General features: G+C 70.9%; 22 protein-coding genes. 7 read left to right on the top strand and 15 right to left on the bottom strand.

What is annotated here, in order from left to right; translation table 11 throughout:
* Positions 1-303: 303 nt before the first annotated feature.
* Entirely contained in the window at positions 304-528 is a 225-nt protein-coding gene (locus tag ACZ3UD_RS28125; RefSeq protein ID WP_465593457.1) for an LPXTG cell wall anchor domain-containing protein, read from the bottom strand.
* Positions 529-648: 120 nt separating this feature from the next.
* Between ACZ3UD_RS28125 and ACZ3UD_RS28120 the strand changes: the two genes are divergently transcribed.
* Positions 649-1632, top strand: a complete 984-nt coding sequence (locus ACZ3UD_RS28120; protein WP_465593454.1) for a COX15/CtaA family protein — start codon at positions 649-651, stop codon at positions 1630-1632.
* A gap of 59 nt (positions 1633-1691) precedes the next feature.
* On the opposite strand, the gene ACZ3UD_RS28115 is transcribed toward ACZ3UD_RS28120, so the two are convergent.
* Both ACZ3UD_RS28115 and ACZ3UD_RS28110 read right to left on the bottom strand, forming a co-directional pair.
* Positions 1692-2096: an NUDIX hydrolase gene (locus ACZ3UD_RS28115; RefSeq protein WP_465593626.1), complete on the bottom strand. Its 405-nt coding sequence runs from the start codon at positions 2094-2096 to the stop codon at positions 1692-1694.
* A 168-nt stretch (positions 2097-2264) separates the two neighbouring features.
* Complete coding sequence (locus tag ACZ3UD_RS28110; protein WP_465593451.1) at positions 2265-2642, bottom strand: hypothetical protein; 378 nt, start codon at positions 2640-2642, stop codon at positions 2265-2267.
* Between the two features lie 110 nt (positions 2643-2752).
* On the opposite strand from ACZ3UD_RS28110, the gene ACZ3UD_RS28105 reads away from it, so the two are divergent.
* Entirely contained in the window at positions 2753-3394 is a 642-nt protein-coding gene (locus tag ACZ3UD_RS28105) for a DUF2461 domain-containing protein (protein ID WP_465593448.1), read from the top strand.
* 78 nt (positions 3395-3472) lie between these two features.
* Here ACZ3UD_RS28105 and ACZ3UD_RS28100 read toward each other — a convergent pair whose 3' ends face one another.
* Complete coding sequence (locus ACZ3UD_RS28100; protein ID WP_380610965.1) at positions 3473-4423, bottom strand: heme o synthase; 951 nt, start codon at positions 4421-4423, stop codon at positions 3473-3475.
* Positions 4424-4885: 462 nt separating this feature from the next.
* Between ACZ3UD_RS28100 and tkt the strand changes: the two genes are divergently transcribed.
* The 5 genes from tkt to pgl all read left to right on the top strand — a co-directional run bounded on the left by tkt (position 4886) and on the right by pgl (position 11714).
* On the top strand, positions 4886-6985 hold the full coding sequence (tkt, locus tag ACZ3UD_RS28095) for a transketolase (protein ID WP_465593445.1): 2100 nt from the start codon (positions 4886-4888) through the stop codon (positions 6983-6985).
* A 90-nt stretch (positions 6986-7075) separates the two neighbouring features.
* A complete protein-coding gene (gene tal, locus ACZ3UD_RS28090) occupies positions 7076-8218 on the top strand; it encodes a transaldolase (protein ID WP_465593442.1) in 1143 nt (380 codons plus the stop codon).
* Positions 8219-8281: 63 nt separating this feature from the next.
* Positions 8282-9838 carry a glucose-6-phosphate dehydrogenase gene (gene zwf / locus ACZ3UD_RS28085; RefSeq protein ID WP_465593622.1) on the top strand — a complete coding sequence of 519 codons (1557 nt, stop codon included), beginning with the start codon at positions 8282-8284 and terminating at the stop codon, positions 9836-9838.
* Positions 9835-10929, top strand: a complete 1095-nt coding sequence (gene opcA, locus ACZ3UD_RS28080; RefSeq protein ID WP_465593439.1) for a glucose-6-phosphate dehydrogenase assembly protein OpcA — start codon at positions 9835-9837, stop codon at positions 10927-10929. The genes zwf and opcA overlap by 4 nt, the downstream gene beginning before the upstream one ends.
* A complete protein-coding gene (gene pgl / locus ACZ3UD_RS28075; protein WP_465593436.1) occupies positions 10926-11714 on the top strand; it encodes a 6-phosphogluconolactonase in 789 nt (262 codons plus the stop codon). Before opcA ends, pgl begins: the two co-directional genes overlap by 4 nt.
* A 128-nt stretch (positions 11715-11842) precedes the next feature.
* On the opposite strand, the gene ACZ3UD_RS28070 is transcribed toward pgl, so the two are convergent.
* The 11 genes from ACZ3UD_RS28070 to uvrA form a co-directional block, all read right to left on the bottom strand.
* Positions 11843-12130 carry an RNA polymerase-binding protein RbpA gene (locus tag ACZ3UD_RS28070; RefSeq protein WP_030308030.1) on the bottom strand — a complete coding sequence of 96 codons (288 nt, stop codon included), beginning with the start codon at positions 12128-12130 and terminating at the stop codon, positions 11843-11845.
* A gap of 204 nt (positions 12131-12334) precedes the next feature.
* On the bottom strand, positions 12335-12577 hold the full coding sequence (secG, locus tag ACZ3UD_RS28065) for a preprotein translocase subunit SecG (protein ID WP_387625155.1): 243 nt from the start codon (positions 12575-12577) through the stop codon (positions 12335-12337).
* An 87-nt stretch (positions 12578-12664) separates the two neighbouring features.
* The gene (tpiA, locus tag ACZ3UD_RS28060; RefSeq protein ID WP_465593433.1) at positions 12665-13450 is read right to left on the bottom strand and encodes a triose-phosphate isomerase; all 786 of its coding nucleotides are present in this window, start codon (positions 13448-13450) and stop codon (positions 12665-12667) included.
* Positions 13451-13455: 5 nt separating this feature from the next.
* Positions 13456-14658, bottom strand: coding sequence for a phosphoglycerate kinase (locus tag ACZ3UD_RS28055; RefSeq protein ID WP_465593430.1), 1203 nt, complete (start codon positions 14656-14658; stop codon positions 13456-13458).
* A gap of 152 nt (positions 14659-14810) precedes the next feature.
* Entirely contained in the window at positions 14811-15818 is a 1008-nt protein-coding gene (gene gap, locus ACZ3UD_RS28050) for a type I glyceraldehyde-3-phosphate dehydrogenase (RefSeq protein ID WP_465593427.1), read from the bottom strand.
* 442 nt (positions 15819-16260) lie between these two features.
* Positions 16261-17241, bottom strand: a complete 981-nt coding sequence (gene whiA / locus ACZ3UD_RS28045; protein ID WP_188308910.1) for a DNA-binding protein WhiA — start codon at positions 17239-17241, stop codon at positions 16261-16263.
* Entirely contained in the window at positions 17232-18317 is a 1086-nt protein-coding gene (locus ACZ3UD_RS28040; RefSeq protein ID WP_465593618.1) for a gluconeogenesis factor YvcK family protein, read from the bottom strand. Before ACZ3UD_RS28040 ends, whiA begins: the two co-directional genes overlap by 10 nt.
* Before the next feature lie 65 nt (positions 18318-18382).
* Complete coding sequence (gene rapZ / locus ACZ3UD_RS28035; RefSeq protein ID WP_465593423.1) at positions 18383-19390, bottom strand: RNase adapter RapZ; 1008 nt, start codon at positions 19388-19390, stop codon at positions 18383-18385.
* Positions 19387-21411, bottom strand: a complete 2025-nt coding sequence (gene uvrC / locus ACZ3UD_RS28030) for an excinuclease ABC subunit UvrC (RefSeq protein WP_465593420.1) — start codon at positions 21409-21411, stop codon at positions 19387-19389. Before uvrC ends, rapZ begins: the two co-directional genes overlap by 4 nt.
* A gap of 66 nt (positions 21412-21477) precedes the next feature.
* Entirely contained in the window at positions 21478-21933 is a 456-nt protein-coding gene (locus ACZ3UD_RS28025; protein WP_465593417.1) for a Rieske (2Fe-2S) protein, read from the bottom strand.
* 116 nt (positions 21934-22049) lie between these two features.
* Complete coding sequence (uvrA, locus tag ACZ3UD_RS28020) at positions 22050-24959, bottom strand: excinuclease ABC subunit UvrA (RefSeq protein ID WP_465593414.1); 2910 nt, start codon at positions 24957-24959, stop codon at positions 22050-22052.
* Between the last annotated feature and the right edge of the window lie 187 nt (positions 24960-25146).

Below are 25146 nucleotides of genomic sequence, written 5' to 3'. Positions count from 1 at the left end.
GAACGGTCGTGCGCAGCAGGCGGGTTGAAGTGGTTTGCGGTGGCCCGCTACGACTGTCCGGGGGACTCTACCGGCACTTCCGCACCTCGCCACACCCCGCCGTACGACCGGATTTCGTCTGTCGGTCCGTTCCCGGATGTGCTTGACCAGCCCATCACAGCCGCCACCTCGCAGAATGCGGATTCGGCAGACTTGAATGAACTTCGTCACCTTTAAGACAGAACGGCGCCTTCCGGTGATCAGATTCAATCGTCGGGGGTGCCGCTTCAATCAGCCGACGAACATTCGGGCTTTCCCGCCTTATCAGGCCTTCTTGGCCGCCTTGCGCCGGGCGGCCACCACGATCCCGCCACCGGCGGCGAGCACCACCGCGCCGCCGATCGCCAGGGGCAGCACCGGACCGGAGCCGGTGTGCTCCAGGTCGCCACCCTCGACCACGGCGCCCTCGACGTCGGGAAGATGGTGATCACCGCCCTCGATGACCTCACCGGTGGGAGCGGCCCGAAAAAGGTATGGACCAATCCGCACTCTTTCGACCGAACGGGTGAATGGTCAAGACCGCTGACTGCCTTGCCCGAACAATCCGGTTTGCACCCCGGTCGCCGCACCCCGCGCCCCGCCCCAAGATCGCCCGTAAGGCCGCCTACGATGGACCGCGTGCTGAACCCCTTCTCCCTGCTCGCCGAGCGCTGGCAGCCCTCCGCCGCAATGGTCCGGCGCGCCGCGTTCGCCGCGCTGGTGATGAGCGTGGTGATCGTCGTCACCGGCGGCGCCGTCCGGCTCACCGCCTCCGGCCTCGGCTGTACCACCTGGCCCCGCTGCACCGCCGAGAGCCTGACGCCGACCGCCGAGATGGGCTTCCACGGCGTCATCGAGTTCACCAACCGGATGCTCACCTACGTGCTGAGCGCCGCCGTCGGCTGGGCGATCCTGGCCGCCCGCTGCCACCGGCCGTGGCGGCGCAGCCTGACCAAGCTCGGCTGGGCGCAGTTCTGGCTGGTGATGAGCAACGCCGTGCTCGGCGGCATCACCGTGCTGACCGGCCTCAACCCCTACACCGTGGCGCTGCACATGATCGCCGCGATGGCCCTGGTCTGGGTCGCCCTGCTGATGTGGGAGCGGTCCAAGGAGGGCGACGGCCCGGCGACCTTGTCGGTGGCCCGCCCCATCCACCAGCTCTCGTACGTCCTGGTCACGGTCATCGGCCTGCTGGTCGCGGCCGGCACCCTGGTGACCGGCGCCGGCCACCACCCGGGCACACCGCAGGACAACAAGATCGTCCCGCGCATCCCGATCGACTACGACCGCCTCGCGCAGTTCCACGCCGACTTCGCCATGGTCTCGGTCGGCCTGTCGATCGCGGTGATCTTCGTGTTCGCCGCAGTGAAGGCCCCGCAGCCCGCCCGCGCCCGGGCCAAGGAACTGCTCGCCATCCTGCTTCTGCAGGGCGTGCTCGGCTTCATCCAGTACTTCACGGACGCCCCCGAGCTGATGGTCGGCATTCACATGCTGTTCGCCGCCCTGACCTGGATCGCCGCCCTGCGCATCCCGCTCGCCCTGCGCACCCGCGCAGTCGAGGAAACCCCCATCGACGCGTCGGCCCCACGGACCCCCGAGACCGCCACCGTCTGAGCGCAAGCCCGACGTACGGCGAAGGCTCCCATCCCACGGTGGGGGCCTTCGTCTTGTTGTCACAACAGGTGTCGGCCGTCGTGGGTCCGGAGACTTGGTGCCGCGTCGCCCCGTAGCGCGTCCAGAACACGTACGGCATAGACCTCGGTCATGCGGTCGGAGACCTCGGCCGATGTGAGCCAGGCGACTTCGACCGACTCGTCCGAGAGCCGCCCGGTCCCGCTCTCCGGTCGGCAGCGGAAGACGAGGGCGACGATCCCTCGGCTCACGTTCTTGTAGACGCCGGTCAGCCGCTCCACACCGACCTTGATCCCGGTCTCCTCGTAGACCTCGCGGCGCACGCCGTCCTCGATGGCCTCATCCAACTCCAGCACGCCACCCGGAGGTTCCCAAGTCCCGTTGTCAGCCCGGCGAATCGCCAGCACCCGGCCGTCCTCGCGCACCACCACCCCCGCGACGGACACCGAGTGGAGCAGCGTTGACTGGATCTGCGAATCCTCCGCGATGGCGTCCGGGACGAACACGTACCGGACGAATCCGAAACCGCGCTACCGCCATGGGAGGTCACGGGCGACCACGACGGCCCGGCTCCCCCGATCGGGGGAGCCGGGCCGTCGTGGTCGCTACGGGCCTCAGCCGCCGAGCTGGATCCCGGCCATCCGCTTCCACTCGTACGCGCCGGTCTTGACCTTGAGGCCCAGCTCGCCCTCGAAGTCGTCGTGCAGGGTCAGCCCGGCCAGCTCGGCGGCCCGCCGGCCGACGGCGTAGGTCGGGGCCACCTGGTCGCCCCAGGCGCCGTCCGCGCCGACCACCACGATCCGGGTGGCCACGGCGCCGACGTACTCGACGACCGCGTCGGCGCTGCCGCCGTGCTGCTTGGCGAAGCTGGTCAGGTGCTTGGCGATGCGCTTGGCGCGGCGCTCGGTACGGGCGTCCGGCGCGGCGGCGGTGGCGGTCTCTGCGCTGCTCATGCGCCCGCCTCGCTTCGCTCGGCAGGGGCATTCGCCCATGCGCACCTCTCGATGATTCGCTCACTACGCTCGCTCATGCCCGCATGCTACCCACCGGTAGACGCCCTGGCGACGGGAGCCGCCTGTGCACCGGGCCACATACTGAAGACGTGACGTTCCAAGGCTGGCCGGCCGAGGCGCTCGACTTCTACGAGCACCTGGAGGCCGACAACTCGAAGACCTTCTGGCAGGCCCACAAGGAGCAGTACGACGACGCCGTACGGGCCCCGATGGAGCTGCTGCTCGCCGATCTGGAGCCGGAGTTCGGGCCGGGGAAGATCTTCCGCCCGAACCGCGACATCCGCTTCAGCGCCGACAAGTCCCCGTACAAGACGCACATCGGCGCGCACCTGGAGGCCGGCGGCTACATCCAGCTCTCCGCCGACGGACTTTCCTGCGGCAACGGCATGTACCAGCTCGCCCCGGACCAGCTGGAGCGCTACCGCGCCGCCGTCGCCGAGGACGTCAGCGGCGCCGAGCTGGAGCGGGTGATCGCCGCGGTGGAGAAGGACGGCCCCCAGGTGTTCGGCCGGGACTCCCTCAAGTCCGCCCCGCGCGGCTACCCCAAGGACCACCCGAGGATCGGGCTGCTGCGCCACAAGGGCCTGGTGGCCTGGCAGGAGTGGGCGCCCGCGAAGTGGCTGGGCACCCGGACGGCCTACACCCGGATCACCGCCTTCCTGCGCGCCTCCCAGCCGCTCAGGGACTGGCTGGACGGCCACGTCGGCCCCTCCGAGCTGCCCGCCCGCTGAGACGCTTCAAGAACTCGAAAACGCCCCGGAACGCGAAGGAGCCCCGGTCCATCGGACCGGGGCTCCCTGCGTCAGCCTCTACTTCACGAACGGGTCGATCGCGCACACCACGAACAGCAGCGACAGGTAGGTGATCGACCAGTGGAACAGCCGCATCTCCTTCAGCTTCGCGCCCACCACCCCGGCCTTGGCCCGTGCGTACAGCGCGTGCGCCTCACGCAGCCAGGCCGCGCCCAGCACCACCGCGGCGACCGGGTACAGCCAGCTCATGTGCCCCAGCGGCCACACCGCCAGCGAGGTCGCCACCATCACCCAGGAGTAGGCGACGACCTGCTTGCCGACCGCGACGTTGCCCTTGATCACCGGCAGCATCGGCACGCCCGCGCGCAGGTAGTCGTCGCGCACCTTCATCGACAGCACCCAGGTGTGCGGCGGGGTCCAGAAGAACACCACCAGGAACAGCGCGACCGCCGCCCAGGACACCGAGTCGGTGACCGAGGACCAGCCGACCAGCACCGGCATGCAGCCGGCGATGCCGCCCCAGACGATGTTCTGCGAGGTGCGCCGCTTGAGCCCCAGCGTGTAGACGAACACGTAGAACAGCAGCGCGCCCAGCGCCAGCCCGGACGAGAGCCAGTTGACGCCGAAGCCCAGCAGCAGGGTCGAGACGACCGCCAGCACGATGCCGAACACCAGCGCCTCGCGCGGCGACACCATCCCGGTGACGATCGGCCGCCGCTCGGTGCGGGACATCAACGCGTCGATGTCGCGGTCGATGTACATGTTGAGGGCGTTCGCGCCGCCCGCCGAGAGGTAGCCGCCGACCACGACCTTCAGCACCAGCAGCATGTTCGGCACGCCCTGCTGCGCCAGGAACATCACCGGCACGGTGCTCATCAGCAGCAGCTCGATGATCCGAGGCTTGGTCAGTGCGACGAAGGCGCCGACACGGGCCCCGATCGGCCGGTGATGCGCAGGCGTCGCCCCGGTGACCCCGGCGGGACGGGTTTCGACGGCGGTCACTAACACCCCAACTGAAGATGAATCCTCGCAGGCGTCCACAGGAACGAAGGGTCCCGAATCGTCCGCTCTGCGCGTACCACGCCACCATAGACGCTCCATATATCCCATCCGGCTCCGGGGTCCCCGGCGAGGCGGATGGCACACCCCCGAGTGAACCGACTGGGCGAAGCCACGAACCGCTTCCGGCGCGCCCTCGCGACCCGCCGTGACCGCCCGAGCGGCGCGGGGCGGCAAACCGGGGGAGGCTGGGACAAAATCAGTCAGAACGCCCTAGTGGGAATCACCATGCGGAAATCCCGGTTGTCCCGGCACGGAGGGTGAGCCCCGGGCCGGACGGTAGGCTCGCACGCAGAAGCGGGATCTACCCTCCGTGACCGGCACCACCCACAGTCGGGACCACAGCGCCGTGGCCGACCCGGTCCCCATTCACGGGGTCACTCTTCACAATGGAAGGAGCCCTGAGACAGGGTGAGCACTGCGCCGACGAACGCATTCGAGTGGACCGAACTGGACGAGCGCACGGTTGACACGGCGCGCGTCCTGGCCATGGACGCTGTCCAGAAGGTCGGCAACGGACACCCCGGGACGGCCATGTCACTGGCCCCCGCGGCGTACCTGATCTTCCAGCGCTTCCTGCGCCATGACCCGACCGACCCGGCCTGGGTCGGCCGCGACCGCTTCGTCCTCTCCCCCGGGCACACCAGCCTGACCCTTTACACCCAGCTCTACCTCTCCGGCTACGGCCTGGAGCTGGACGACCTGAAGGCCTTCCGCGTCGCCGGCAGCCGCACCCCCGGCCACCCCGAGCACGGCCACACCGCCGGCGTCGAGACCACCACCGGCCCGCTCGGCCAGGGCATCGCCAACGCGGTCGGCATGGCGATGGCCGCCCGCTACGAGCGCGGCCTGTTCGACCCGGAGGCCCCGGCCGGCGAGTCCCCCTTCGACCACACCATCTGGGCCATCGTCTCCGACGGCGACCTGGAGGAGGGCATCTCCGCCGAGGCCTCCTCGCTGGCCGGCCACCAGAAGCTGGGCAACCTGGTCGCCCTGTACGACGACAACCACATCTCGATCGAGGGCGACACCGAGACCGCCTTCTCCGAGGACGTCCTCAAGCGCTACGAGGCCTACGGCTGGCACGTGCAGCGGGTGACCCCGAAGGCCAACGGCGACATCGACGTCGAGGCCCTCGCCGAGGCGCTGGCCGCCGCCAAGGCCGAGACCTCCCGCCCGTCGATCATCGCGATGCGCACCATCATCGCCTGGCCGGCCCCGAACGCCCAGGACACCGCCAAGGCGCACGGCTCCGCGCTCGGCGCCGCCGAGATCGCCGCCACCAAGAAGGTCCTGGGCTTCGACCCGGAGAAGACCTTCGAGGTCAGCGACCAGGTCATCGAGCACGCCCGCCTGGTCATCAAGCGCGGCAAGGCCGCCCGCGACCAGTGGCAGCAGGGCTTCGACGCCTGGCGCGCCGCCAACCCGCAGCGCGCCGCCGAGTTCGACCGCATCCAGGCCGGCGAGCTGCCCGAGGGCTGGAAGAAGGCCCTCCCCTCCTTCCCGGCCGGCAAGGACGTCGCCACCCGCAAGGCCTCCGGCGAGGCCCTGAAGGCGCTCGGCGCGGTCATCCCGGAGCTGTGGGGCGGCTCGGCCGACCTCGCCGAGTCCAACCTCACCACCATCGACGAGGACAGCTCCTTCCTCCCCGAGGGCAACCCGCTGAAGTCCGCCAGCCCGTACGGCCGGACGATCCACTTCGGCATCCGCGAGCACGCCATGGGCTCGACCATGAACGGCATCGCGCTGCACGGCCGGACCCGCGTCTACGGCGGCACCTTCCTGGTCTTCGCCGACTACATGCGCCCGGCCGTCCGTCTGGCCGCGCTGATGAAGCTGCCGGTCACCTACGTCTGGACGCACGACTCGATCGGCCTCGGCGAGGACGGCCCGACCCACCAGCCGGTCGAGCACCTGGCCTCGCTGCGCGCCATCCCGGGCCTGGCCATGGTCCGCCCGGCCGACGCCAACGAGACCGCCGTCGCCTGGCGCACCGTCATCGAGCGCCAGACCAGCCACCCCGGCCCGGTCGGCCTGGCGCTCACCCGCCAGAACGTCCCGACCTTCGACCGCGAGGTCTACGCCTCCGCCGAGGGCACCGCGAAGGGCGGCTACATCCTGGCCGAGGCCTCCAACGGCGACCCGCAGGTGATCCTGCTGGGCACCGGCTCCGAGGTCCAGCTGGCCGTCAAGGCCCGCGAGGCCCTGGAGGCCGAGGGCATCGCCACCCGCGTGGTCTCGGTCCCGTCCTTCGAGTGGTTCCAGGAGCAGGACCAGGCCTACCGCGACAGCGTGCTGCCGCCGTCCGTCAAGGCCCGCGTCTCGGTCGAGGCCGGCATCGCCCAGGGCTGGCGCGAGCTGGTCGGCGACCACGGCCGGATCGTCTCGCTGGAGCACTTCGGTGCCTCCGCCGACTACCAGGTGCTCTTCGAGGAGTTCGGCCTGACCGCCGAGCGCGTGGTGGCCGAGGCCCACAACGCCCTGCGCTCCCTCGAAGCCGTCAACCGCTAGCGGTTCCCACGGCCGGGCCCGAGACCCGCACGTCGACGGCCCGGCCCCTCTGACTACCCCACGAAGCAGAAGACTAAGGACTGAAGCACCATGACTGACGCACTGAAGCGCCTCAGCGACGAAGGCGTCGCGATCTGGCTGGACGACCTCAGCCGCAAGCGACTGAACTCCGGCAACCTGGCCGAGCTGGTGCAGAACAAGCACGTGGTGGGCGTCACCACCAACCCGACCATCTTCCAGAAGGCCATCGCCGGCAGCGGCGACACCTCCTACGACGGCCAGCTGCGCGACCTCGCCGTCCGCAAGGTCACCACCGACGAGGCGATCCGCATGATCACCACCTCGGACGTGCGCGACGCCGCCGACGTGCTGCGCCCGGTCTACGACGCTTCCAACGGCCGCGACGGCCGGGTCTCCATCGAGGTCGATCCGCGCCTGGCCCACGAGACCGCCCCGACCGTGGCCGAGGCCAAGCAGCTGTGGTGGCTGGTCGACCGCCCGAACGTCTTCATCAAGATCCCCGCCACCAAGGCCGGCCTGCCCGCCATCAGCGAGGTCATCGGCCTGGGCATCAGCGTCAACGTCACGCTGATCTTCTCCCTGGACCGCTACAAGGCCGTCATGGACGCCTACCTGACCGGCCTGGAGACCGCCAAGGCCAAGGGCCTGGACCTCTCCCAGATCGAGTCGGTCGCCTCCTTCTTCGTGTCCCGCGTGGACACCGAGATCGACAAGCGCCTGGACAAGATCGGCGGCGACGCCAAGGACCTGCGCTCCAAGGCCGCACTGGCCAACGCCCGCCTCGCCTACCAGGCGTACGAGGAGGTCTTCGGTTCGGTCGACGGCAAGACCGCCGGCAGCGCCCGCTGGCGCTCGCTGGAGGCCGCCGGCGCCAAGCCGCAGCGTCCGCTCTGGGCCTCCACCGGCGTCAAGGACCCGGCCCTGCCGGACACCCTGTACGTCACCGAGCTGGTCGCCCCCGGCACCGTGAACACCATGCCCGAGGCCACCCTGGACGCCACCGGCGACCACGGCGTGGTCACCGGCAACACCATCGTCCCCAACTACGCCGACGCCAAGGCCGTCCTGGACGCCGTCGCGGCGGCCGGCGTGGACTACGACGACGTGGTCCAGGTCCTGGAGGACGAGGGCGTGCAGAAGTTCGAGCAGTCCTGGCAGGAGCTGCTCGACACCGTCACCGCCTCGCTGGCCTCCTTCGCCAGCGAGAAGTGACCCCCGCTCACACAGCCAGCGCACGAAAGCGGAGCACACCAAGTGAGCACTGATTTCCCCGAGTTGACGCCGGAATCGGACACGGACGACCTCCCGCCCGCCCCCGTCAACCCGCTTCGCGACCCTTCCGACCGGCGGCTCCCGCGCATCGCGGGGCCGTCCGGCCTGGTCATCTTCGGGGTCACCGGCGACCTGTCCCGCAAGAAGCTGATGCCTGCCATCTACGACCTGGCGAACCGCGGTCTGCTGCCGCCGGGCTTCTCCCTGGTCGGCTTCGCCCGCCGCGAGTGGGACGACGAGGACTTCGCCAAGGAGGTCCACGACGCGGTCAAGGAGCACGCCCGGACCCCGTTCCGGGAAGAGGTCTGGCAGCAGCTCGCCAAGGGCATGCGCTTCGTCCACGGCACCTTCGACGACGACGACGCCTTCGACAAGCTCCGCCAGACCATCGAGGAGCTGGACAAGGCCCAGGGCACCGGCGGCAACTTCGCCTTCTACCTGTCCGTCCCGCCGAAGTTCTTCCCCACCGTCGTCCAGCAGCTCAAGAAGCACGGCCTGGCCGACCCGCCGCAGGGTTCCTGGCGCCGCGCCGTCATCGAGAAGCCCTTCGGCCACGACCTGGAGAGCGCCCAGGAGCTCAACAAGGTCGTCCACGAGGTCTTCCCCCGGGACGAGGTCTTCCGGATCGACCACTACCTGGGCAAGGAGACCGTCCAGAACATCCTGGCGCTGCGCTTCGCCAACCAGATGTTCGAGCCGATCTGGAACCGGTCGTACGTCGACCACGTGCAGATCACCATGGCCGAGGACATCGGCATCGGCGGCCGGGCCGGCTACTACGACGGCATCGGCTCCGCCCGTGACGTCATCCAGAACCACCTGCTGCAGCTGATGGCGCTCACCGCCATCGAGGAGCCGGCGTCCTTCCACCCGAAGGCGCTGGTGGCCGAGAAGCTCAAGGTGCTCAGCGCCGTCAAGCTCCCGGCCGACCTCGGCCGGCACACCGTGCGCGGCCAGTACGCGGCCGGCTGGCAGGGCGGCGAGGAGGTCGCCGGTTACCTGGACGAGGACGGCATCAACCCCGACTCCAAGACCGACACCTACGCGGCCATCAAGCTGGAGATCAACAACCGCCGCTGGGCGGGCGTCCCGTTCTACCTGCGCACCGGCAAGCGGCTGGGCCGTCGGGTCACCGAGATCGCGGTGGTCTTCCAGCGCGCCCCGTACCTGCCGTTCGACTCCTACGCGACCGAGGAGCTGGGGCAGAACGCCCTGGTCATCCGGGTCCAGCCGGACGAGGGCGTGACGGTGCGGTTCGGCTCCAAGGTGCCGGGCACCTCCTTCGAGGTCCGGGACGTGACGATGGACTTCGCCTACGGCGAGTCCTTCACCGAGTCCAGCCCGGAGGCGTACGAGCGGCTCATCCTCGACGTGCTGCTCGGCGACGCCAACCTGTTCCCGCGCCACCAGGAGGTCGAGCTCTCCTGGCAGATCCTCGACCCGATCGAGAAGTACTGGGACGCCCACGGCAAGCCGGCCCAGTACGCGGCGGGCACCTGGGGCCCCGCCGAGGCGGACGAGATGCTCGCACGAGACGGCAGGAGCTGGCGCCGGCCATGAAGATCGACCTGACCAACACGACGTCCAGCAAGATCAACGCCGCGCTGATGGCGGCGCGCCGGAGCAGCGGCTCCACCGCCGCCGGCATGGTGCTCACCCTGGTGATCGTGACCGACGAGGGCAGCGCCTACGACGCCCTCAAGGCCGCCAACGACGCCTCCCGCGAGCACCCGATGCGCACCCTCGCGGTGATCAAGCGCGCCGGGCGCTCGCCCCGGGCCCGCGCCGAGACCCGCCTGGACGCCGAGATCCTGGTCGGCTCCGACGCCGGCTCCGGCGAGACGGCCATCCTGCGCATGCACGGCGAACTCGTCGCGCACGCCCAGTCGGTGGTCCTGCCGCTGCTGCTGCCGGACGCCCCGACCGTCGTCTGGTGGCCGGACAACGCGCCGCTGCACCCGGCGCAGGACCCGCTGGGCTCGCTCGCCCAGCGCCGGATCACCGACGCGGTCACCGCCGAGTCCCCGGTCGGCCAGCTCGCCCAGCGGGCCGAGAGCTACACCCCGGGCGACACCGACCTGGCCTGGACCCGGATCACCGGCTGGCGCTCGATGCTGGCCGCCGCGCTGGACCAGCGGCCGTCCCGGATCACCTCCGCGGTGGTCGAGGGCGAGTCCTACAACCCCAGCGTCGAGCTGCTCGGCCTGTGGCTCACCAACCGGCTGCACGTGCCGGTCGAACGGGTCGTCACCGGCGGCCCGGGCATCACCGCGGTGCACCTGCGCACCAAGGACGGGGACATCACCCTGGACCGCCCGGACGGCCTGATGGGCACGCTCTCCATGCCCGGCTCGCCGGACCGCCAGGTGGCTCTCAAGCGGCGCGAGACGTCGGAGCTGATCGCCGAGGAGCTGCGCCGACTGGACCCGGACGACATCTACGCGACGGCCGTGCGCACGCCCGTCGAGCGGCTGCACGAGCCCTCCACCGTCGAGATGGCGGCGGCCGAGCAGGCTGCGGCCGAACAGGGGGGCGGCCAAGCGGTCGAGTCCTCGGTGGCCAACCCGGACCGGGTGACGGCCGACGCGGAGAAAAAGCCCTCCGCCAAGAAGGCCGCCGGCAAGCGCGCCACCGCCAAGGACGGCGCATGACCAACGCGATCCCGCAGCTGGTCGTCCACCGGGACAAGGAGCTGATGGCCCAGGCGGCCGCGGCCCGGCTGATCACCCGGATCGTGGACGCCCAGGCCGCCCGCGGCACCGCCTCGGTGGTGCTCACCGGCGGCCGCAACGGCAACGCCCTGCTGGCCGCGATCGCCGCCTCCCCGGCGCGCGACGCGGTCGACTGGGGCCGGCTGGACCTCTGGTGGGGCGACGAGCGCTTCCTGCCGGCCGCCGACCCGGACCGCAACGCCGTCCAGGCCCGCGCCGAGCTGCTGGACGCCGTCCCGCTCGACCCGGCGCGGGTGCACGAGATGCCCGCCTCGGACGGGGTGGACGGCTCGGACGTGGAGGCCGCCGCCGCCCGCTACGCGGAGGAGCTGGCGAAGGCCGCCGGGCCGGGCGACCGGCTCGGTGTCCCGGCCTTCGACGTGCTGCTGCTCGGCGTCGGCCCGGACACCCACATCGCCTCGCTCTTCCCCGAGCACCCGGGCGTGCGGGAGACCGAACGGACCGTGGTCGGCGTGCGCGGGGCCCCCAAGCCCCCGCCGACCCGGATCTCGCTCACCCTCCCGGCGATCCGGGCGGCCCGCGAAGTCTGGCTGCTGGCCGCCGGCGAGGACAAGGCGGGCGCGGTCGCGCTGGCCCTGTCCGGCCCCGGCGAGCTCCAGGCGCCCGCCTCCGGCGCGTACGGCCGCAGCCGCACCCTGTGGCTGCTGGACCGCGCCGCGGCGGAGCGGATCCCACCGCAGCTGTACCCGCCGGCCTCGGCATAACGGGCCCGGCGAACGCCGAAGGGCGCCACCGTCACTCGACGGTGGCGCCCTTTCCGCTCATCCGGTGCTCGGCCTATCTGACGCTCGGCTCGCTCGCGGGTTGGCTCGCTCGCGGGTCGGGTTTCGCGTCAGATCTCGCCGCGCAGCTTGGCCAGCGCCTCGGCGAGGATCGCCTCGCCGTCGGCGTCGGTGCGCCGCTCACGGACGTAGGCGAGGTGGGTCTTGTACGGCTCGTTGCGCGAGGGCGCCGGCGGGTTGTGCTCGTCCTGCCCGGCCGGGAAGCCGCAGCGCGGGCAGTCCCAGGTGTCCGGGATGACGGCCTCGGCGGCGAAGCTGGGGCGGGTCTCGTGCTTGTTGGCGCACCAGAAGGAGATCCGGTTGCGCGGGGCGGACTCACCACGCTCGGCCTCCCCCATCGGGCCGGCCCCGACCCTGCTGCCACGGATGGCGTTGCCACTTGCCACGGTCTGACTCCCTGCGTGCTGGTGCGCCGACCCGCCGCGGTGCGCGTCGGTGGCGAAGTCGTCCTAGTGTAAGCAGGACTTAAGCATCCGCCACCATCGCCTCCGCCCCCGACCGTCCCAGGATAGGCGCTCGGGCGACGGGGCGTCAGGGTTGTGTCAGGCCTGGTTCTTGAACTTGAGGACCAGGCCCAGCACGATGATGCAGGCGAACCAGCCGAGGCCGACCACGATGGTGATGCGGTCCAGGTTGCGCTCGGCCACCGCCGAACCGCCGCCGGTCGACATCGCGCCGCCGCCGAACATGTCCGACAGGCCGCCGCCCTTCCCCTTGTGCAGCAGCACCAGCAGGACCATCAACAGACTGAAGATGATCAGGGCAATCGAGAACCCGAGAACCACGACGGGACCAACTCTCTCGTATCTTCGGCGAAGGGGCCGGGCCGCGTACGGCGGTCCGGCCCCAAAGCCTACGTTGCTGCGGCGGCGTTAGCCTACTGCCTGCTCACGGTAGCGCACGATCTTGACGAACTCCTCGGCGTCCAGCGAGGCACCGCCGATCAGGCCGCCGTCGATGTCGGGCTTGGCCATCAGACCGGCCGCGCTCGACGACTTGACCGAACCGCCGTACAGCACGCGGACCTTGTCGGCCAGCTCGGCGTCGTACAGCTCGGCGATCCGCCGGCGGATGGCCGCGCAGACCTCCTGCGCGTCCTCCGGGGTGGCCACCTCGCCGGTGCCGATCGCCCAGACCGGCTCGTACGCGACCACGAGGGACTCGGCCTGCCCGGCCGGGATGCCCTCCAGCGCGCCGTCCAGCTGGGCCAGGGTGTACTCGACGTGGTTGCCCGCCTTGCGGACCTCCAGCGGCTCGCCGATGCACAGGATCGGGGTGACCCCGGCCCGGTAGGCGGCCTTCACCTTGGCGTTGACGATCTCCTCGTTCTCGCCGTGGTACTGGCGGCGCTCCGAGTGGCCGATCACCGCGTAGGTGCACTGGAGCTTGGCCAGCATCGGGCCGGAGACCTCGCCGGTGTAGGCGCCGCCGTCGTGCTGCGAGATGTCCTGCGAGCCGTACTTGATCTTCAGCTTGTCGCCGAAGACCAGGGTCTGCACCGAGCGCAGGTCGGTGAACGGCACCAGGACGGCGACCTCGACGGCCTCGTAGTCCTTGTCGGCCAGCGCGAACGCCAGCTTCTGGGTGTGCTGGATGGCCTCAAGGTGGTTGAGGTTCATCTTCCAGTTGCCCGCCATCAGCGGGAGACGCTCAGTCATTGTTTTCAGTCCTCCAGAGCGGCGAGACCGGGGAGGGTCTTGCCCTCCAGGTACTCGAGGCTCGCGCCGCCGCCGGTCGAGATGTGTCCGAACGCGTTCTCGTCGAAGCCCAGGATCCGGACGGCCGCGGCGGAGTCGCCGCCGCCGACCACGGTGAACGCGCTGCTGTCGATCAGGGCCTGCGCGACGGCCTTGGTGCCGTTCGCGTAGTCCGGGTGCTCGAAGACGCCCATCGGGCCGTTCCAGAACACGGTGCCGGCGTCGGCCAGCTTCGCCGCGTACAGCTCGCGGGTCTTCGGGCCGATGTCCAGGCCCTCCTTGTCGGCCGGGATCGCGTCCGAGCCGACGAGGTCCGGGTGCGCCGGGGTCTTGCCCTTGAGGTCCGGGAACTCGGCGGAGACCAGGACGTCCACGGGCAGGACGAACTCGACGCCGCGCTGCTCGGCCTGCGCCAGGTACTCCAGGCAGACCGGGATCTGGTCCTCCTGCAGCAGCGAGATGCCGACCTCGTGGCCCTTGGCCTTGAGGAAGGTGTACGCCATGCCGCCGCCGATCAGGATCCGGTCGGCCTTCTTCAGCAGGTTGTCGATCACGCCGAGCTTGTCGGACACCTTGGCGCCGCCGAGCACGACCACGTAGGGGCGCTTGACGTCCTCGGTGAGCTTCTTCAGCACGCCGACCTCGGTGGCGATCAGGTCGCCGGCGGCGTGCGGCAGGAGCTTCGGCAGGTCGTAGACCGAGGCGTGCTTGCGGTGCACGGCGCCGAAGCCGTCGCCCACGTACAGGTCGGCCAGGGCGGCCAGCTGCTCGGCGAAGGCCTTGCGCTCGGCGTCGTCCTTGCTGGTCTCACCGGCGTTGAAGCGCAGGTTCTCCAGCAGCACGACCTCGCCGCCGGCCAGCGCGGCAACGGCGGCCCCGGCGCTCTCGCCCACGGTGTCGGCGGCGAAGGTGACGCTCGTGCCGAGGATCTCGCCGAGCCGCGTGGCGACCGGGGCGAGCGAGAACTTCGGGTCCGGCTCGCCCTTGGGGCGGCCGAGGTGGGAGGCGACGACGACCTTGGCGCCGCGCTCCAGGAGCTTGGCGATGGTCGGCGCGACGGCGCGGATCCGGCCGTCGTCGGTGATCGTCTGGCCGTCCAGCGGGACGTTCAGGTCGGCGCGCACGAAGACGCGCTTGCCGGCGACGTCCAGGTCTTCGATGGTCTTCACTGGTTCTTCGGTCTCCCGGGGAGATGGTTGATGCGCAGAGGCGGCACGGCGCAGGGGCCGCCTGAGAAGTCCTTGTACGCGGAGCGAGGGCCCGGTCGGCACGATTTCGCCGTCCGGGCCCTCGCCCCTACATCACGTCAGCTCCCACTGCGTCAGAGCTGCTCACCGACGAGGGCGGTCAGGTTGACGAGGCGGTTGGAGTAGCCCCACTCGTTGTCGTACCAGCCGAGCACCTTGACCTGGTTGCCCTGGACCATGGTGAGCTGGGAGTCGAAGATGCAGGAGGCCGGGTCGTTGACGATGTCCGAGGAGACGATCGGGTCCTCGGTGTAGGCCAGGATGCCCTGGAGCGGGCCCTCCTGCGCAGCCTTCTGGAAGGCGGCATTGACCTCGTCCTTGGTGACCTCGCGCTCCAGGGTGACGACCAGGTCCGTGATGGAGCCGGTCGGGACCGGGACGCGCAGCGAGGTGCCGTCCAGCTTGCCCTTCAGCTCCGGCAGAACCAGGGCGGTCGCCTTGGCGGCGCCGGTCGAGGTCGGGATGATGTTCTGCGAGGCCGCACGAGCACGGCGCAGGTCCTTGTGCGGGAAGTCCAGGGTCACCTGGTCGTTGGTGAACGCGTGGACGGTGGTCATCAGACCCTTGACGATGCCGAAGCTCTCGTTCAGCACCTTGGCCATCGGCGCCACGCAGTTGGTGGTGCAGGAGGCGTTGGAGATGATGTCGTGCTTGGCGGCGTCGTACTTGTCGTCGTTGACGCCCATGACGATGGTGACGTCCTCGTCGGTGGCGGGCGCCGAGATGATGACCTTCTTCGCGCCGGCGGCGAGGTGCTTCTTCGCGGCCTCGGCCTTGGTGAAGATGCCGGTGGACTCGACGACGATGTCGGCGCCCAGGGCGGCCCACGGCAGGTTGGCGGGGTCACGCTCGGCGGTCACCTTGAAGGTGCGGCCGTCGACGGTGATGCTGTCCTCGGTGTGCGAGACCGTGCCCGGGAAGGTGCCCAGGGTGGTGTCGTACTTGAGCAGGTGAGCCAGGGTCTTCGTGTCGGTGAGGTCGTTGACACCGACGATCTCGATGTCCGCGCCCTGGGCCTTGACCGCGCGGAAGAAGTTGCGGCCGATGCGGCCGAAGCCGTTGATGCCTACCCGGATCGTCACGAACCGATCTCCTCGTTAGGTACGCCGGCGTGAAGCCGACGGGGATGAGATTTGGGAAGTCCCCGACCGCCTATGACCCTACCCCTCCCGACGCGACGAGGGCACATCGCGCCACCTCGTGAGACTGGGCGTGGCGCACCGTAAACCCGATTTCAGGCCGTCCGGCCTTGGCCCGGCAGGCAGTTGGCCCCGGGCCAATGGTCTCTACCAATTCGGCGCCGTCGGACCGGCCGGAAACGACTACGGCCGGTGCCCGTCATCCGGACACCGGCCGCTGTGATTCGCCCACTCGTCGCTGTGATTCGCCTGCTCGTCTCCGGGCCGCGCCTGGCCCGGTGCCGACGGTCGGCGCTCCGGCGCTCGTACCTCGCTGGCCGCCTCCCCCTTTCGGCACCAGCGCGCCCCTTCGACTCGGGGCGGGAGCGCTCACGGAGCGTGATCGTCAGTTGAGCGCCATCTCATCGGTCAGGTTGGCCTCGGTGCTCGGCAGGCCGAGCTCGGCGGCGCGCTTGTCGGCCATCGCCAGCAGCCGGCGGATCCGGCCGGCCACCGCGTCCTTGGTCAGCGGCGGGTCGGCGAGCGCGCCCAACTCCTCCAGCGAGGCCTGCTTGTGCTGCATCCGCAGCTGGCCGGCCGCGGCCAGGTGCTCGGGCACCTCCTCGCCGAGGATCTCCAGCGCGCGCTGCACCCGGGCGCCGGCCGCGACCGCGGCGCGGGCCGAGCGGCGCAGGTTGGCGTCGTCGAAGTTGGCCAGGCGGTTGGCGGTGGCCCGGACCTCGCGCCGCATCCGGCGCTCCTCCCAGGCGAGCACCGACTCGTGCGCGCCGAGGCGGGTCAGCAGCGCGCCGATCGCGTCGCCGTCGCGGATCACCACCCGGTCCACGCCGCGCACCTCACGGGCCTTGGCCGGGATGCCGAGCCGACGGGCCGCACCGACCAGGGCGAGGGCGGCCTCGGAGCCGGGGCAGGTGATCTCCAGCGAGGAGGAGCGGCCCGGCTCGGTGAGCGAGCCGTGCGCCAGGAAGGCCCCGCGCCAGGCCGCCTCGGCGTCGCAGGTGGCACCGGAGACGACCGCCGGGGGCAGGCCCCGGATCGGGCGCCCGCGCCCGTCCACCAGTCCGGTCTGGCGGGCGAGCAGCTCGCCGTCCTTGACCACCCGGACAACGAAGCGGCTGCCGCGCCGCAGTCCGCCGGGGGCCATCACCACGAGGTCGGAGGAGTGCCCGAAGATCTCCAGCAGGTCCTTGCGCAGCCGCCGTGCCGCCGCCCCGGTGTCCAGCTCCGCCTCGATCACGATGCGGCCGCTCACGATGTGCAGTCCGCCCGCGAACCGCAGGATCGCCGACACCTCCGCCTTGCGACAGCAGGCCCGGGTGACCGGGAGCCGGCTGATCTCGTCCTTCACCGCTGGAGTCATCGCCATGGCCCGATCCTTCCATGTGTCCGGAAAATCCGGTCGTACGCGGCCGCCAACAGCTCCGGGTCGTGTCGCGGGGTGCCGTCGGTGCGGGCCACCGTGCCGAGCACCAGAGCGGCGCCCATCCGTTCGGCGGCCTTCTCCAAACCGGCCAGGTCGGCCTGGCCGAAGGCGCCGCCCGAGACGGCGCGCTCGTCCACCAGGATCGCATCCACGGCGAGCTCCGGAGCGTGGTCGGCGATGACCTCCAGGTGACGCTGCGGGGTGAAGCCCTCGGTCTCCCCGGGCTGCGGGGCCAGGTTGAGGGTGAGCAGCCGGCGGGCGCGGGTCTCGACCAGCGCCTTGGCCAGCTCGGGCACCAGCAGGTGCGGCAGCACGCTGGTGAACCAGGAGCCGGGGCCGAGCACCACCCAGTCCGCCTCGCGGACCGCCGTGACCGCCTCCGGGACGGCCGGCGGCTCATCCGGCAGCAGCCGGATCGACTGCACGGTGCCGGGGGTGACGGCCACGTTGGCCTGGCCGCGGACGGCCGAGACCTCGGCGGGGCGGGCCGGGTCGTGGCCGCGCACGCTCGCCTCGATGTCCAGCGGCACCGCCGACATCGGCAGCACCCGGCCCTGGACGTTCAGCAGCCGGCCGACCCAGTCCAGCGCCGCCACCGGGTCGCCGAGCTTCTCCCAGAGCGCCACGATCAGCAGGTTGCCGACCGCGTGCCCGCCCAGCTCGCCGTTGCCGGTGAAGCGCTGCTGGATCACCTCGGACCACGTGCGGCCCCAGTCGTCGTCCCCGCACAGCGCGGCCAGGGCCTTGCGCAGGTCGCCGGGCGGCAGCACCCCCAGCTCCTCGCGCAGCCGGCCGCTGGAGCCACCGTCGTCGGCGACGGTGACCACGGCGGTGAGGTCGCTGGTGAGCCGGCGCAGCGCGGACAGCGAGGCCGACAGGCCCTGGCCGCCGCCGAGCGCGGTGATCCGGGGTGCCGGATTGGCCCGGGCGGGGCTGCTGCGCGGACGGCCCGGCGCCGGGCTGCCCGCCCGTTCGCCGGTCCTGCTCTGCGGCTGTCGCCCGGGCACGTATCCCGCCACACTCACCTCGCGTTCCTCGGCCCCGCCACCGGCTCCGCCGGGGGGCCCGGCAGGGAAGGCGGCGGTTACTCCCGTCCCATGTCACGGTGGACGAGCACCGTCTCGACTCCGTCGGCGATGAGACGCTTGGTCAGACGCTCGGACATGGCGACGCTACGGTGCTTGCCACCGGTGCAGCCTACGGCAAGCGTCATGTAGCGCTTCCCCTCCCGCCGGTACCCCTCGGTCACGATGCGCAGCAGCTCGGCGTAGCCGTTCAGGAACTCGTTGGCCCCGGGCTGCTGGAACACGTAGTCGGCGACGTCCGCGTCGGTGCCGGTCCGGGCCCGCAGCTCGGGCACCCAGTGCGGGTTGGGCAGGAAGCGGCAGTCCACCACGAGGTCGGCGTCGACCGGCAGGCCGTACTTGAAGCCGAAGGACATCACGGTGGCGCGCAGCTCGGGCTCGTCGTGGTCGGCGAACTGGGCGTCCAGCTTGGCGCGCAGCTGGTGCACGTTGAGGTTGGAGGTGTCGATCACCAGGTCGGCCTCGCCGCGCAGGTCGCGCAGCAGGTCGCGCTCCTGGGCGATGCCGTCGACGATCCGGCCGTCGGCCTGCAGCGGGTGCGGACGGCGCACGCTCTCGAAGCGGCGCACCAGCGCATCGTCGGAGGAGTCCAGGAAGACCACCCGGAGGCGGACGCCGCGCTTCTCCAGCTCGTCCAGCGAGGTGAGCAGGTCGTCGAAGAACTGGCGGCCGCGGACGTCCACGACCACGCCGATCCGGGCGACGTTGCCCTGGGAGCGGGCGCCCAGGTCGACCATGGTGGGGATCAGGGCCGGCGGCAGGTTGTCCACCACGAACCAGCCGAGGTCCTCCAGGCACTTCGCGGCGGTGGAGCGGCCGGCTCCGGACATGCCGGAGATGATCACCAGCTCCGGCGCGTTCTCGGCCACGTCTGACACGGTCACTTCGGTTCCCCGCTCTCGGTCTTTCTGCTGGGGAGAACGCGCACGGCACGGCCGCCCTTCCCCCGTCCCGGGCAGGCGGGCGGAGTCGGGGCGCGCCGGCAGACGGGCGGCGTCGGCCGTCATGGCGTCTCCTGGGATGGTGCGGTCTGGGGTGCTGCGGCCACCGGCTCGGCCCCGTCCTCGATGATCTCGCCGGTCGCGGTGTTGACCGCGGGTGCGGCGGGTGTACGGGACGACAACGCCGCCGCAACAGTCTCCGCGGTGCGGCGTCCGATGCCGGGTACCGCGCAGAGTTCGTCGACGGTGGCGGCCCGGAGCTTCTTCAGCGAGCCGAAGTGCTTGAGCAGCGCCTGGCGGCGAGTCTCGCCGAGGCCCGGGACGGAGTCCAGCTCCCCGGCGGTGAGTCGCTTGGAACGCTTGTTGCGCTGATAGCTGATCGCGAAGCGGTGGGCCTCGTCGCGGACCCGCTGGAGCAGGTAGAGGCCCTCGCTGGAGCGCGGCAGTACGACCGGGTCGTCCTCGCCGGGCAGCCAGACCTCCTCCAGTCGCTTGGCCAGGCCGCACAGCGCGACGTCGTCGATGCCGAGCTCGTCCAGGGCGCGCTTGGCGGCGGCGACCTGGGGCTGGCCGCCGTCGACCACCAGCAGCTGCGGCGGGTAGGCGAAGCGCTTGGGGCGGCCCTCCTCGTCCCGGGCGCCGGTTCCGGCCTCGGGCTCCGCCTCGGGGACGGCCCACTCGCCGGTCTGCTCGCGCTCCTGGAGGTAGCGGCGGAAGCGGCGGCTGATCACCTCGTGCATCGAGCGGACGTCGTCCTGACCCTCGAAGCCCTTGATCTGGAAGCGCCGGTACTCGCTCTTGCGGGCCAGGCCGTCCTCGAAGACGACCATGGAGGCGACCACGTCCTCGCCCTGGAGGTGGGAGATGTCGTAGCACTCGATCCGCAGCGGGACGGAGTCCAGCTCCAGCGCGTCGGCGATCTCCTGCAGGGCGCGGCTGCGGGTGGTGAGGTCGGAGGCGCGCTTGGTCTTGTGCAGCGCCAGCGCCTGCTGGGCGTTGCGCTGCACGGTGGCCATCAGGTCCTTCTTGTCGCCGCGCTGCGGGATGCGCAGGTCGACCTGGCTGCCGCGCAGGGCGCTGAGCCACTCCCGTAGCGGGGCGACCGGTTCGGGCAGGGCGGGGACCAGCACCTCCCGCGGGACTGACTCAGTGGCCCCGCCGTAGAGCTGCTGGAGGGCGTGCTCGACCAGGCCGGCGGTGTCGACGTCCTCGACCTTGTCGGTGACCCAGCCGCGCTGGCCGCGCACCCGGCCGCCGCGGACGTGGAAGATCTGCACGGCGGCTTCGAGTTCGTCCTCGGCCAGGGCCAGCAGGTCGGCGTCGGTGGCGTCGGCGAGCACGATGGCGTTCTTCTCCATCGCGCGCTTGAGGGCGCCGATGTCGTCCCGCAGCCGGGCCGCCTTCTCGTACTCCATCTCCGCGGCGGCCTCCTGCATCCGCTCTTCCAGCCGGCGCAGGTAGTTGCCGGTGCGCCCGGCCATGAAGTCGCAGAAGTCCTCGGCCAGCGCCCGGTGTTCGTCCGCCGAGACCTTGCCGACGCAGGGCGCGGCGCACTTGCCGATGTAGCCCAGCAGGCAGGGCCGGCCGACCTGTCGGGCGCGCTTGAACACGCCGTTGGAGCAGGTGCGGACGGGGAAGACGCGCAGCAGCAGGTCGACCGTCTCGCGGATCGCCCAGGCATGCCCGTACGGGCCGAAGTAGCGCACGCCCTTCTTGTGCGCCCCGCGCATCACCTGGACCCGCGGGTACTCCTCGTTGAGGGTGACGGCGAGTTCCGGATAGCTCTTGTCGTCGCGGTACTTGACGTTGAACCGCGGATCGAACTCCTTGATCCAGGAGTACTCCAGCTGGAGCGCCTCGACCTCGGTGCCGACCACGGTCCACTCCACCGAGGCGGCGGTGGTGACCATGGTCGCGGTGCGCGGGTGCAGGCCGGCCAGGTCCTGGAAGTAGGACGACAGGCGCGGGCGCAGACTCTTGGCCTTGCCGACGTAGATGACCCGGCCGTGGGCGTCACGGAACTTGTAGACGCCCGGGGAGGTCGGGATCGCGCCCGGCGCCGGGCGGTAGGTGCTCGGGTCAGCCATGTGTCCACCGTACCGAGTGCGGTCGGGGCCGCGGGGGCAAGATCAATCGAGAGGCGCTCAACTGCTTCAGCTCGGGGTGACCTTGAGGTTCCCGCCCTCGACCGTGACGGCATAGGCGGGCAGCGGGCTGGGGGCCGGGCCGTCCTGCACCGCGCCGTCGGCGATGCCGAACCGGCTGCCGTGGCAGGGGCACTGGATCTGCTCCTTCGTGACCTGGTCCACGATGCAGCCGGCGTGGGTGCACTTGGCGCTGAAGGCCTTGTACTGGCCGGCGGTCGGCTGGGTGACGACGATCTTCTGCTCGCGGAAGACCTTGCCGCCGCCCTCCGGGACCGCCGAGGCCGGGCCGAGGTCCACCGGGCCCTTGGCGGCGCTGCTGCCGTCCGAGGAGCCGGCGGAGGAGCCGGAGGAGGAGCCGCAGCCGGTGAGCGCCACGGTGCCGCCGGCCGCCAGGACGGCCGCGGCCCCGCAGAGCAGGGTGCGGCGGGAGGTGGCGGGGCTGTTCTCGGGGGCCTCGGACATCGGTGCGCTCCTGGCGGGTTCGGCTGCGGGACGGGCCACGGCTCGGTGGCCCGTGGAAGTCTATGCGGCACGCGCCCCGCCGCTCCGGGGTGGGAGCGGGCGGGGCGCGCTCCGGCCTACTTCTTGGCGACGGCCCGCTTGCGCGGCGCCTTCTTGACGGCTGCGACGACCGGGGCGTCCGCGAAGTCGCCCGGCAGGATGTCCCGCAGGAACTTGCCGGTGTGACTCTCCGGGACGGCCGCGATCTGCTCCGGAGTGCCCTCGGCGACCACCGTGCCACCGCCGGAGCCGCCCTCGGGGCCCATGTCGACGACCCAGTCGGCGGTCTTGATCACATCGAGGTTGTGCTCGATGACGATCACCGTGTTGCCCTTCTCGACCAGCCCGCTGAGCACCTTGATCAACTTGCTGATGTCCTCGAAGTGCAGGCCGGTGGTGGGCTCGTCCAGCACGTAGACCGTCCGCCCGGTGGAGCGCTTCTGCAGCTCGGAGGCGAGCTTGACGCGCTGCGCCTCGCCGCCGGAGAGCGTCGGCGCGGACTGGCCGAGCCGGACGTAGCCGAGGCCGACGTCGTTGAGCGTCCTGAGGTGGCGGGCGATCGCCGGGACGGCCTCGAAGAAGCCCAGTGCCTCCTCGATCGGCATGTCCAGCACCTCGGCGATGGACTTGCCCTTGTAGTGCACCTCCAGCGTCTCCCGGTTGTACCGGGCGCCGTGGCAGACCTCGCACGGCACGTAGACGTCCGGAAGGAAGTTCATCTCGATCTTGATGGTGCCGTCGCCGGTGCAGTTCTCGCAGCGGCCGCCCTTGACGTTGAAGGAGAACCGGCCGGGCAGGTAGCCGCGGACCTTGGCCTCCTGGGTCTCCGCGAAGAGCCGGCGGACGTGGTCGAACACCCCGGTGTAGGTGGCCGGGTTGGACCGCGGGGTGCGGCCGATCGGCGACTGGTCGACGTGCACCACCTTGTCCACCAGGTCGGTGCCGGTGATCCGGGTGTGTCGGCCGGGCACGCTGCGGGCGCCGTTCAGCTCCCGGGCGAGGTGGGTGTAGAGGATGTCGTTGACCAGCGTCGACTTGCCGGAGCCGGAGACGCCGGTGATCGCCGTCAGGGTGCCGAGCGGGAAGCCGACCGTGACGTCCTTGAGGTTGTGCTCGCGGGCGCCGTGGACGGTCAGCTGGCGCTTCCTGTCCCGGTCGCGGCGGGCGGCCGGGATCGGGATGGACCGCTTGCCGGAGAGGTACTGGCCGGTCAGCGACTCCTTGTTGGAGAGCAGCTGCTTCAGCGAACCGGAGTGCACCACCTTGCCGCCGTGCTCGCCGGCGCCCGGGCCGATGTCCACCACCCAGTCCGCGGTCTTGATGGTGTCCTCGTCGTGCTCGACCACGATCAGGGTGTTGCCGATGTCGCGCAGCCGCACCAGCGTCTCGATCAGCCGGTGGTTGTCCCGCTGGTGCAGGCCGATGGACGGCTCGTCCAGCACGTACAGCACGCCGACCAGGCCGGAGCCGATCTGGGTGGCCAGCCGGATGCGCTGGGCCTCGCCGCCGGACAGGGTGCCGGCCGCGCGGTCCAGGGAGAGGTAGTCCAGGCCGACGTCGACCAGGAACCGCAGCCGCTCGTTGACCTCCTTGAGGACCCGCTCGGCGATCTGCTTGTCCCGGTCGTTGAGCTTCATCGCGCCCAGGAACTCGGCGCAGTCGCTGATCGACATCGACGAGACGTCGGCGATCGACTTGTCCTCGACGGTGACCGCGAGCACCACCGGCTTGAGCCGGGTGCCCTGGCAGGTCGGGCAGGGCACCTCGCGCATGTAGCCCTCGAAGCGCTCGCGGCTGCTGTCGCTCTCCGCCTCGGTGTGCCGGCGCTGGATGAACGGGACGGCGCCCTCGAAGCCGGTGCTGTACGAGCGCTCGCGGCCGAAGCGGTTGCGGTAGCGGACCTGCACCTGGTGCTTGTGCCCGTACAGCAGCGCCTTCTTGGCGCGGGCGGGCAGCCCGGCCCAGGGGATGTCGGTGCGGAAGCCGAGCTCCTCGGCGAGGGCGTCGATCAGGCGCTGGAAGTACTCCTTGGCGTGCCCGGCCGACCACGGGTGGATCGCGCCCTCGTCCAGCGAGCGCTCCGGGTCCGGCACGACCAGCTCCGGGTCGACCTCCATCCGGTTGCCCAGGCCCGAGCAGTCCGGGCAGGCGCCGAACGGCGAGTTGAAGGAGAACGAGCGCGGCTCCAGCTCCTCGAACGACACGTCGTCGTACGGGCAGTAGAGGTGCTCGGAGTACATCCGCTCGCGGTCCGGGTCGTCCTCGGGGAGATCGACGAAATCGAGGACGACCATGCCGCCGGACAGCCGCAGGGCCGTCTCCACCGAGTCGGTGAGCCGCCGCTTGGCGCTCTCCTTGACGGTCAGGCGGTCGACGACCACCTCGACGGTGTGCTTCTCCTGCTTCTTGAGCTTCGGCGGCTCGGCGAGCTGGATCGTCTCGCCGTCGACGCGGGCGCGGGAGTAGCCCTTGGACTGGAGGTCGGCGAAGAGGTCGACGAACTCGCCCTTGCGCTCGCGCACCACCGGGCTGAGCACCTGGAACCGGGTGCCCTCGGCGAGCTCCAGCACCTTGTCCACGATTGCCTGCGGCGACTGCTTGGCGATCGGGCGGCCGCAGTGCGGACAGTGCGGCTTGCCGATCCGGGCGAACAGCAGGCGCAGGTAGTCGTAGACCTCGGTGATGGTGCCGACGGTCGAACGGGGGTTGCGGTTGGTGGACTTCTGGTCGATTGAGACGGCCGGGGAGAGGCCCTCGATGAAGTCCACGTCGGGCTTGTCCATCTGCCCGAGGAACTGGCGGGCGTACGAGGACAGCGACTCGACGTAGCGGCGCTGGCCCTCGGCGAAGATCGTGTCGAAGGCGAGCGAGGACTTGCCGGAGCCGGAGAGGCCCGTGAAGACGATGAGGGAGTCGCGGGGCAGGTCGAGCGAGACGTTCTTGAGGTTGTGCTCGCGAGCTCCGCGGACGATGAGGCGGTCGGCCACTGCTTCTGGCGCCTTTCTCCGGGGCGAGATGGCTTGCGGTGAGATTCGGTCTTCTTCCAGCATGCGGCAGCCAGCCTATAGCTCAGACGTTCGAATCTCGACTCTGTCCAGTGGAGACCACCCGAACGAGTGAGGGCCACCCCGGGGCCGTCCGTACCCGGACCGAAAAAGGCCCTGCTCAGAGGCC

Source organism: Kitasatospora sp. NPDC023118, from assembly GCF_055560875.1.
This window is presented reverse-complemented; position numbering and strand designations above follow the sequence as displayed.